Annotated in this window: 6 protein-coding genes; all 6 read left to right on the plus strand. The window is 39.1% G+C overall.

Translation table 11 applies throughout. The features are described from left to right. The first annotated feature begins 8 nt into the window (after positions 1 to 8). A complete protein-coding gene (locus tag DW862_RS21990; RefSeq protein WP_120070416.1) occupies positions 9 to 1,907 on the plus strand; it encodes a RagB/SusD family nutrient uptake outer membrane protein in 1,899 nt (632 codons plus the stop codon). A 32-nt stretch (positions 1,908 to 1,939) separates the two neighbouring features. Beyond that, a complete protein-coding gene (locus tag DW862_RS21995) occupies positions 1,940 to 3,382 on the plus strand; it encodes a BT_3987 domain-containing protein (protein WP_120070419.1) in 1,443 nt (480 codons plus the stop codon). 11 nt (positions 3,383 to 3,393) lie between these two features. Then, positions 3,394 to 5,388, plus strand: a complete 1,995-nt coding sequence (locus DW862_RS22000) for a glycoside hydrolase family 97 protein (protein ID WP_165861960.1) — start codon at positions 3,394 to 3,396, stop codon at positions 5,386 to 5,388. A 7-nt stretch (positions 5,389 to 5,395) separates the two neighbouring features. Beyond that, complete coding sequence (locus DW862_RS22005; protein ID WP_165861961.1) at positions 5,396 to 7,417, plus strand: glycoside hydrolase family 97 protein; 2,022 nt, start codon at positions 5,396 to 5,398, stop codon at positions 7,415 to 7,417. A 23-nt stretch (positions 7,418 to 7,440) separates the two neighbouring features. Further along, a complete protein-coding gene (locus tag DW862_RS22010; RefSeq protein WP_087323721.1) occupies positions 7,441 to 9,177 on the plus strand; it encodes a hypothetical protein in 1,737 nt (578 codons plus the stop codon). Positions 9,178 to 9,256: 79 nt separating this feature from the next. Further along, positions 9,257 to 11,359, plus strand: a complete 2,103-nt coding sequence (locus DW862_RS22015) for a beta-galactosidase (RefSeq protein ID WP_120070428.1) — start codon at positions 9,257 to 9,259, stop codon at positions 11,357 to 11,359. Positions 11,360 to 11,369 lie beyond the last annotated feature (10 nt).

The following is an 11,369-nucleotide window of genomic DNA, read 5'->3' on the forward strand; positions in this document are numbered from 1 at the left end:
CAAATAATATGAAGAGAATAGCTATTTTAAAATATTTCCTACAAGTCTTTTTATCAATGAGCTTGTTGTCTGCTTGTAATTATCTGGAAGTAATTCCACCTGAACAGGCGAATTTGGATGATACTATGAAAGATGCAAATGCTGTACGTAACTTTTTATATTCTTGTTATAACGGCGTTGAGAATACAATTACTATGGACAATCCTTCTGTAGATGAAACAACTAATTCTATTGAATTGAATAGTGGCTTACAGAGGCTCAGTTATAATCAATTGAGTTCATCTGCAAAAGATTATGGGTGTTGGGATAACGCATATAATGCTATTGGACAATGTCACTTGTTTTTACAACAATTGGAGAAATCTAACCCCCTGGGAGTAGACGAGGCAATGAAAACACAATATAGGGCAGAGGTGAATTTTCTGATAGCCTATTATCATTTCCGTCTATTGGTGGACTATGGTCCTATTCCTATAATTGACCATTTTATGTCAATGGCTACTCCGGTTTCTGAGATTCCAGGACGTTCGCATTTTGATTATGTTGTAGATTTTATTTGTAAAAAGTGCGATGAAGCGGCAACGGATCTTCCTGCTTACCGTACGACATCAGAATGGGGAAGAGCGACTTCTTCCATTTGCTATGCTTTGAAAGCTCGCTTGCTGCTTTATGCTGCTTCTGATTTATGGAATGGCAGTTTTCCATATAAAGACTGGAAAAATAAAAACTATGAAACTCCTGGATATGGGAAGGAGTTAGTGAGTAACTCGTATGAACCGGAAAAATGGAGAAAGGCTTTGGAAGCTTGTGATTATGCTTTAAAATGGGCTGAAGATAATGGTGGTAATAAATTATTGCTTGTAGATAATATGCCCTCAAGAGTGGCGAACCTTAAAGATCCATATATACCAGAGAATTCAGATGAGGATTTTGTGGCGCATGTCAAATTAATGAGTCTCGTATTACAATCAACTCCTGATGAAGGCAATTTTGAGTATTTATGGGGGATTGTACCATATGTTGCGATAGGATTTTGGTCACCTTTACCCTTGAATATTATTGAACGAAATGGTTCATGGGTATCTGGATATAGTCAAATGGCACCGACTTTATATACGATCGAACATTTTTGTACTAAAAATGGGAAATTGCCGGAAAATGATGAAAAGTTTGTGGATAAAAGTGATTGGTTAAAATCTGCAGGAGTAAGCGGAAGATCTGATATTATTAATCTATGTGTAGGTCGTGAACCACGTTTTTATGCATGGATGGCCTTTGATGGAGGAGAATACACGCAACAGTTAGTAAATGGAAGATCCTTACAACTCAACATGAAGAGCTCTAGTAAACAAGGACGCAGCCCACAAGTGAACCGAAACTATTCGCCCACTGGCTTTTTAAGTAAAAAGTTTGTTGAACCTGACTTGAATTTTACTTCAGAGAGTAGTGGTGAAGGCAATAATGTAAATTATCCGATACCATTATTTCGTTTAGCCGAATTATATTTGAATCGTGCGGAATGTTATGCGGCACTGGACATGACAAAGGAAGCGCTGGCTGATATAAATACGATACGTCGTAGGGCGGGGGTGTTTGAGTTGAAAGAAAGTGATTTGGATGTAATGCCTTTAATGGACTGGATTCGTAATGAACGATTTGTAGAATTATGGGGGGAGGGACATCGTCATTATGATGTACGCCGTTGGATGATTGCTCCAGAGAGATTGAAAGCTGGTGCAAGAGAAGGATTGAATGTTTTGGCGAAATATGATCCTTCTTTTGATGAGTTTAATGTACGGACCAGGATAAATCAGCCATTTATGTGGGATAATCGTATGTATATTCTTCCTGTTTATGCAGATGAGGTATATAGTAACCCGCAAATGATTCAGGCACCGGGATATTAATTTCATTTCAACAAACTGTAAATTATACGATTATGAAGAAAAAATATCTTTTTTTGTTATTGGGCGGATGTCTGATGGCGCTGTTTTCTTGTGATAATAATGAATCTGATTATCAGGATTTGTTTCCAGAAGAGTATCATAAAATCTTATATATCAAAGATAGTGGTTCTGTTGAGCTTGAATTATCACAATTGAGTTCAACTCCTACATATAATTATTCATTTATTGTTTGTAAGGCGGGAAGCAATCCTACTTTGGAGGCGAATGCTCATATTGAAGTGATGTCACAAAAAGAATTGGATGAGAAATATAGCATTCCCGAAGCCGTAAATTATAAAGTACTTCCTAAGAAAACATATTCCTTGGAGAATTCAGAGTTATTATTTACGTCTGAAGAGTTACATAAGTATTGTAATGTATCATTGACACCTTCTATTATCAAAGAACTGCTGGAAGAAGGAAACCCCTCTAATTTATGGGTGTTGCCATTGAAGCTAGTCAGTGCATCTGATTCTGTCAATTCAGATAAGAACATCTTGTTTTTAAAGATTGTAGCTGTCAATACTCCGACTGTTAAATTTTCGAATACAAGTAAAAAAGTAAATTTTGGCAATAGTTCATCTTTATCAGTAAATGTGGGTGCGGAAATCGTAAATGTTTCTAACAATCAATGGAATTTTTCGTGTGAGGTTGATTATGCTTCTGATGCCACGGTTTTGCTAGATGAATATAATCAGAATAATCCGGCTTTTAAATGTGTGTTGATGCCTATTCAAAATGTAGCTTTTAGTATAAAAACTTTTGAGTTTGAGCAAGGAGACAGTAAATCTATGAAAGATTTGGTTCTAAATATCACATCCGATGGATTGATATCAGGAACAAACTATTTTGTACCGATAAAATTTGTCAGTTGTACAGAAGAAGGATTTGTGTTGGAAAATCCCTATTATTTAATTGTTACCAATCCCTTTGGAAATAATGCTAAAATAACATTAAATCCGGAACAACTCTCTAGTCCTCATTCAGAACAGAATCATGAGGGAAGATTGGAATGTTTAGTTGACAATAATAGGGACACTTTCTGGCACGCTTGGTATTCTAAATATGTATCCTCTGAGATTGGTTATTATTTTGATGTCAAATTACCCGCTCCTATTTCTGATTTCTCAATAGGCTATACTACACGTAGTGGAGATTATCACGAAGATCCGGTAACTATTTACTTGTATGGCAGTAATATTGGTGATGATAATTTGAGCAATTGGACATTGATTGCTACTCTGAATAGTGAAACTGACGCTTTGCCAACAACTGCAAGTACGGATTATAAATCTAGTGTTTTCACGGCGTCTGCTTCTTTCTCTTATTTAAGGTTTGCCTGTCCGAGAAGTATGAGAATGGGAGAGATCAGATATCCGGGAAGTGGAAGAGATGGTTCGTTAAATTTGGCGGAATTCCGTTTATGGGGCAAATAAAAGTAGAAGAAATGACAAAAAAAATATTTGTTTTGTTTAGCTTGATAATATATGGTGCAGTTTTGTTGGCTGCCCATAATTATCAAGTGAAATCTCCTGATGGTAGATTACTTGTTACAATTTCAACAGATAAGCAAATTACTTATTCTGTAAAGCATGATGGTTTGTTGATGTTGTTGCCCTCACCTATAAGTATGCAATTGGATAATGGACAAATTTGGGGGAAGGAGGCCAAAATAGCTAAAGTGAAAAAAGTCAGCAACAATAATATAATAGAGAGCCCTTTCTATCAACGTAAGGAAGTTGTTGACCGCTATAATGGTTTAATCTTGAATTGTGGTAAAGAATTTGAACTGGAATTTCGTGCGTATGATGAAGGGATGGCTTACCGCTTTATTTCCAAGTATGAAGGAACTTATAAGATCATAAATGAACAAGCTGATTTTAGATTTGATAGAGATTATCGTTCTCATCTTGCTTATGCCCCTCGTGGAGGGGCAGATGGGAATGATAGATTCAATTCCAGCTTTGAAGAAATGTATACAGAGACAAGTTTAAGTGGAATTGCGGAGAATCAGTTGATAATGACGCCGACACTGATTGTTGGAAATGAAGGGAAAAAGCTATGTATAGCAGAGTCTGATGTAATCAGTTATCCAGGGATGTTTTTAACAAGAACGGAAGATTATTCCAATGTATTAAGTGGAACATATGCTAGTTATCCGGAAAAAATGGCACCACGAAGTTGGAATGATTCTTTTTATAAAATGGAAAACTATGCGGATTACATTGCCAAATGCGATGGAGTGCGTACATTTCCATGGAGAATTCTGTGTATTGCTGATAATGATATTGAGTTACTGAGTAATGACATGGTTTATCGGTTGGCTAGCCCATCCCGCATTGCGGACACAGCCTGGATTAAGCCAGGATTGGCTACCTGGGATTATTGGAATAACTGGGAAGGTCAGGGTGAAAGCGGTAAAACGATTGATATGTACAAGAGGTTTATCGATTTTGCAGCATCTCAAAAACTGTCCTATTATGTCATGGATTCTGGTTGGGCTATATATGAAGGTAATGGTGCCTCTATGACTAAACCACGACCGGAGTTACGCTTGAATGAATTGGTGAAATATGGAGAAGAGAGAGGAGTTGGACTTATCTTATGGGGTGGTTCTGCCAACTTTACTGCTGATAACATGGAAGAGATATGCCGTTATTATGCACATATGGGTATTAAGGGATTTAAAATAGATTTTTGGGAATACGATAATCAGCGTATGATGGACCTGTTGTTTAAAGCGGCGGAAATTACCGCTAAGTACAAGCTATTGTTAATTTACCATGGATGCCCGAAACCTGTCGGTTTAAATCGGACTTTTCCAAATATCATGAGTTATGAAGCGATAAAAGGGCTGGAGTATGTTTCAACTGGAATAGTAGGAGCCTATGATATGATTGATTATAATGTAATTTTTCCCTTTATTCGTCAGATAGCCGGAGCATCTGACTATACTCCGGGAGCCATGAAAAATCTGCCGATTGGGAAACTTGGTTGGGCTCCTAAAGCTAGTGAGGGTACCCGTTGTCAACAGATTGCTTTGTTTATTACCACCTTTAGCCCTATTGGTTCGTTGTGTGACAGTCCTACCAATTATTATGCCAATAAAGAATCTGTGGATTTTATTTCTCGAATACCGACAACTTGGGATGAGACAATACCTATGCATGGAATGATCGGACAATATATTGTGATGGCTCGGCAAAAAGGGAATAAGTGGTTTATAGGAGGGGTGAATAATAAACAATCCCGCATTATAACTTTAGATTTTTCTTTTCTTCCTGCTGGAGATTATCAGATGGAGTGGGTTTGTGATGCAAAAGATGCTGACGTGAATCCTGAGAATTACATTAAAGAAATAATAAATATACCATCGAACCGAAAACTTGTCGTTAAAATGGCACAAGGCGGAGGATTTGCTGGGATTATTCAAAAAAAATGATATGGATATGAAAAGCTTTTTGGTGAAAGGGATAGTCTTTTTATTAGTATTGGTTACTGCATGTAAAGATTCTAATGAGGATAATTTATCAAAAGGAGGTTCTGTTGTTGGAAAAGATTTTGCAATAAAGTCTCCTAATGGTTTGCTGGAAGTAAATGTCAGTACAGGAAAAAAACTGACCTTTGATTTGAACTATGGGGGAACTCCCATGCTTGCCAAGTCCACTATAGCATTGCAATTGGGACATGGAATTATCTGGGGTGGTGGAAGAGAATTGAAGGATACCAAAGAAGAGACGATTAATGAATCATTTTCTACATCGTTCTATTTAAAAAAGACAGTTACCGATAAATATAATAGACTGTATCTTGATTTTGGAGATGATTTTGATGTGGAATTTCGAGTGTATGATGAAGGTATGGCTTACCGTTTTATCTCTAAACGTACGGATAATTATAAGATTTATGGTGAGCAGGCTGATTTTACCTTTGCTGAGAATAACCAGATTTATGTAGCTTATGCTCCTCAAAGTAGTTTCTCTTCGAATGATAAGTTCAATTCCAGCTTTGAAGAAATGTATACTTTGACTACGGTTAATGGTGTGATAAAAGATAAACTTATAATGACCCCAATGTTGGCGGTGTGTGGTAATGGAAAGAAGCTTTGTATTGCAGAATCGGATGCGGTCAATTATCCGGGATTGTTCTTGAGTCGTAACTCTAATTCGGATGATGTGCTGAATGCTACTTTTGCAGCTTATCCTACAAGTATGGAGCCTTCTGCGAATTATGGTAGTCATTATCAGGTAGGAGGTTATGCGGAGTATATTGCAGACTGTAACGGTGCTCGTACTTTTCCTTGGCGAGTGTTGTGTGTGGCAGAACGTGATATGGATTTGTTGTCTAATGATATGGTATATAGATTGGCTGCTCCTTCTAAAATAACAAATACTTCATGGATTAAACCGGGTTTGGCAACATGGGATTATTGGAGTTGGTGGGATGGAAGAGGAGAAGGTGCAAAAACTTATGATACTTATAAACATTTTATAGATTTTGCAGCTTCTAAAGGCTTACCGTACTATATCATTGATTCAGGGTGGGCTTTAAACGGAAGTTCTTTGGCTGAAGCGCGTCCGGAAATAAGATTGGAGGAACTAATTGAATATGGAAAGCAAAAAGGAGTCGGGCTTATTTTATGGGGCGGTGCTGCTAACTTTAGTGATGGAGATATGGAAGCAATCTGTCAACAATATTCCAGAATGGGTATTAAAGGTTTTAAAATAGATTTTTGGGAATATGACAACCAACGCATTATGGAACGTTTTTATAAAGCCGCAGAGGTATCCGCCAAATATAATTTATTGATGATTTATCATGGTTGTCCGAAGCCGTCAGGAGTAGAACGTACATATCCTAATATTGTAAGTTATGAGGCGGTGAAAGGAATGGAGTTTGCGTCCACTGGATTTGTAGGGTTGAGGGACATGGTTGATTATGTTGTGACTTTTCCTTTTATTCGTCAATTGGCAGGGCCGTCAGATTACACGCCGGGTGCTATGAAAAATATTCCTATTGGTAGCCAGTGGTCCAGACGCTCATGCGAAGGTACGCGGTGTCAGCAGTTAGCTTTATTTATTTCGATATTTAGTCCATTAGGAACATTATGTGACGGACCTACAAATTACAATAATAATCAGGAGTCAATAGACTTTATTTCTAAGATTCCGACTGTGTGGGAAGAATCAGTTCCTTTGGATGCAAAAATAGGACAGTATATTATTATTGCCCGTAAAGGACATAATGGTGAGTGGTTTGTTGGCGGAGTAAACAACAAAGATGCACGTACCGTAACAGTTCCTTTGTCTTTTTTGACAGCAGGTGAATATACAATGGAGTTAATGAGAGATGCGGATGATGCAGCCTTGAATGCAAAGCATTATGTAAAAGAAGTAAAGAATGTTTCCAATGCGACATCTTTGACTATTAAAATGGCTCCTGGAGGTGGTTTTGCAGCACGTATTTATTAAAAAAAAATCCAAAAATTATTATTATGAAACACTATCAATTTTATATCTTATGGCTATTTGTTTGTGTAATAGCTTTTTATTCATGTTCTAAGGATGAAGATATCTTTTTAGGCAATGACGAGATTGAAAAACCTGAAGGTCCTGGGCAACCGGATAATATCGTTATATCTTTAGTCGCGTCGGGATTACAGGATATCATCGATATTAGGATAAGTCCCTCGTTTCAGTTTGATATTGAAAGAAGTGTGGATGCGGAAGAAACAGTTGCGTTATTTGCGAAATTGACGGAAGAAGAAGTTAATGAAGAATTGAATGATGAACATACCTATAAATACTTCTCGGACGAACAATGGACGATTGATGATAATCCGATTGTTTTTACAACAGGTGAAACGAAGAAATCGGTTACTGTCTCATTCACAGAACCTCCACGCACAGATGTTCCACAGGTATATGTGCTTGGATTATATTTGCGTTCATTTACGGAAGAAGCGAAAATAGAATCTACTAAAAGTAAGATTATATTCAGGGTAGAAATTCCTGCAAAAGAAGGAACTGCAACTAATCCTCATCTTTTGAGTTCTATAGATGATCTGTTGGCGATGAAAGTAAAAGTCGATGCGATTGCTGCCGGAGAGGAAATTTATTTTGAACTTCGGAATGATATTGATTTGGCTGGAGCAAGCTGGATGCCTTTAGTTGATGCAGGTGGAAATTTGGATTGGGGAGAATATCGTATAATTCATTTTAATGGCAATAATCATAAGATAAGTAATTGGTCTTGTGAAGGTACCCCCTATGCTAGTTTCTTTGGTGTGTTAATAGGTTCATGTAAAGATGTCACTTTTGAAAATGCTGTTGTTTCAGGTACAGGAAGACCTGTAGGGATTGTGGCGGGAGCTGTGGGGCATTGGGGATATTTTAATCCTAAAACGGAAATTGTGAATACTCATGTTAGTGGTTCTGTTGACGGTGAAGTGAATTTGAATTGGGATTGGGGAAATCCGGCTTTTGCAATTGGAGGTATTTGTGGAGTGTTGAGGCAGGGTAGTATATTAAACAGTTCTTCTTCTGCCAATGTAAGTGGGACAGCTGCAGGAGGTATTGTCGGAGATTGTAACAATGGTGGCGGCGGAAGTATTTCAGGCTGCTTTTATAAAGGTGGAACTGTAACTGCTATTGGTGGTGCGGATGCTTATGCCGGCGGAATTACGGCTAGAATAGCTAATTGTCGTATTTCTAATTGCTACTCTTCCGGTACAATCAGTTCTGAAAATGGAAAAGCGGCAGGAGGTATTACTGGAGAACTGTCACCAAATACCACAATTTCCAATTGTTATTCGACAGCAAAAGTTATAGCCAATACCAATGCGGGCGGGATTGTAGGTCGAACTGATGGATGCAGTAATAGTACAGTTGAAGGTTGTATTGCTTGGAATTATTCTGTGACATCATTATCTGATTTAGGCTCAGGACTTGTTACAGGATGGATTAATGGTTCTAATTTAACGTTACAGCGTTGTTTCTCTAATTATGATATTCCTCTTGTGGTCAATGGTAACAGTGTAGACGTTAGTGCGGAATTTACTGAAGATAAAATAAATACATATATCAATGATTATCGATATAATGGAGGTCGTGCTGCAACTACTTTGAAGGAAACGGTAGGTAAACTTGAGTTAGGTTGGAGCACAGATATTTGGGACCTTGCTGGCGATGCTCCTAAATTAAAGTGGGAATCAGTGATAGTTGTTGAATAGTTTTCTCTCTATATATTAGATGGAGTGTGAGGAGAGGTGTCGTAGAATGACACTCTCCTTATATCTAAATAAATTACCAATGAAAACAATAACTTTTATTTTAAGCATATTATTTTCTGCAACAGTATTTTCTCAGTCTCTTGTCGAAAAATCCTTCCCTAAGGAAGAACTGTTTTCTTTAGGCTCTTATTATTATCCAGAGCAATGGGATTCTTCTCAATGGGAACGTGATTTGAAAAAAATGTCAGATATGGGAATTAAGTTCACCCATTTTGCCGAATTCTCTTGGTCTATGATGGAACCGGAAGAAGGAAGGTATAATTTTGAGTGGTTGGATCGTGCTGTGTCTTTAGCGGAGAAATATGGTCTGAAAGTAATCATGTGTACACCTACCTCTACGCCTCCAGTTTGGTTGTCGAAAAAACATCCCGATATTTTGATTCGGCGGGATAATGGTGTACAAATTCAGCATGGTCGTCGACAACATGCTTCTTGGAGCAGTGACTGTTATCGTCGCTATGTGGAAAATATCGTCTCTCGTTTAGCAAAACATTATGGTAATAATCCTACCGTTATTGGTTGGCAAATCGATAATGAGCCGGGACACTACGGAGTAGTGGATTACAGCGAAAATGCGCAGGCGAAGTTTCGTATCTGGTTGCAAAAAAAATACGGCATAATTGATAAATTGAATGATACATGGGGAACCTCTTTCTGGAGTGAAACTTATCAGAATTTCGAACAGGTTTGTCTTCCCAATCAGCAGGAGGTTCCTGAAAAACCGAACCCTCACGCCATGCTTGATATGAATCGTTTCATGGCGGACGAATTGGCGGGCTTTGTTAATATGCAGGCAGGCATACTCCGGCGGCATATCAGCAGAGACCAATGGATCACTACCAACCTGATTCCTGTTTTCAATCCGGTTGACCCGGTACGGATCGATCATACGGACTTCCTGACCTACACCCGCTATCTGGTAACCGGACATAATCAAGGAATAGGCAGCCAGGGCTTTCGAATGGGGATTCCCGAAGATCTCGGGTTTTCAAATGACCAGTTTCGTAACCGTGTCGGCAAAACATTCGGAGTGATGGAACTACAACCCGGTCAAGTGAACTGGGGAGTGTATAATCCACAACCCCTACCCGGCGCTGTGCGTATGTGGGTGTATCACGTTTTTGCAGGTGGTGGGAAGTTTGTGTGCAATTACCGTTTCCGTCAACCTCTGAAAGGCAGTGAGCAATACCATTACGGCATGATAATGACCGATGGGGTGACTCTTTCTCCGGGCGGTGAAGAATATGTACGTATCACGCAGGAGATGAAAAAGCTTCGTGCTGCCTACGATAAGAAAAGCCGTATGCCCAAACAGCTGGCTTCCCGACGCATTGGACTGCTTTTCGATATGAACAACTATTGGGAAATGGAGTTCCAGCGTCAAACAGACCAGTGGTGGACGATGCCGCACATACATAAGTATTACAACCTGTTGAAATCCTTTGCCGCTCCCGTCGATGTGATCTCGGAGAAGGAGGATTTTTCGGGTTATCCCTTCCTGATTGCGCCGGCTTATCAGTTGCTTGATAACAATTTGGTAGAACGTTGGACTGAATACGTGAAGAATGGAGGACATCTGATTTTGACCTGCCGTACCGGGCAGAAAGACCGTAATGCCAAACTGTGGGAGGCTCCTTTGGCTGCTCCCATCCACCAACTGGCCGGAATAAACAGCTTGTACTATGACCATCTGCCTCACAGTCTCTACGGAAAAGTAGATTTTGGCGATGAGGAATACGCCTGGAACAATTGGGCGGACGTACTAACTCCGGCTGCCGGAACAGATGTTTGGGCTGTGTATGCGGACCAGTTTTATAAGGGAGCTGCTTCCGTGATACACCGTAGACTGGGTAAAGGAACGGTCACCTATATCGGAACGGATACCGATGACGGGAAATTGGAGAAAGAAGTAGTACGTCGTGTATATGAGGAAGCCGGTGTACCGACTGAAGACTTACCATACGGAGTAGTGAAGGAATGGCGGGACGGTTTTTATATCGCTTTGAACTATACATCGGACATTCAGGAAATAGCCATTCCCGATGAGGCGGAGATATTGATCGGCAGTGCACGCCTCGAACCTGCCGGAGTGGTGGTATGGAAAGAAAAAACAAATAAATAATAAACCAACT

This window comes from Bacteroides sp. AM37-9 (genome assembly GCF_003603455.1).
Taxonomy (GTDB): Bacteria; Bacteroidota; Bacteroidia; order Bacteroidales; family Bacteroidaceae; genus Bacteroides; species Bacteroides xylanisolvens.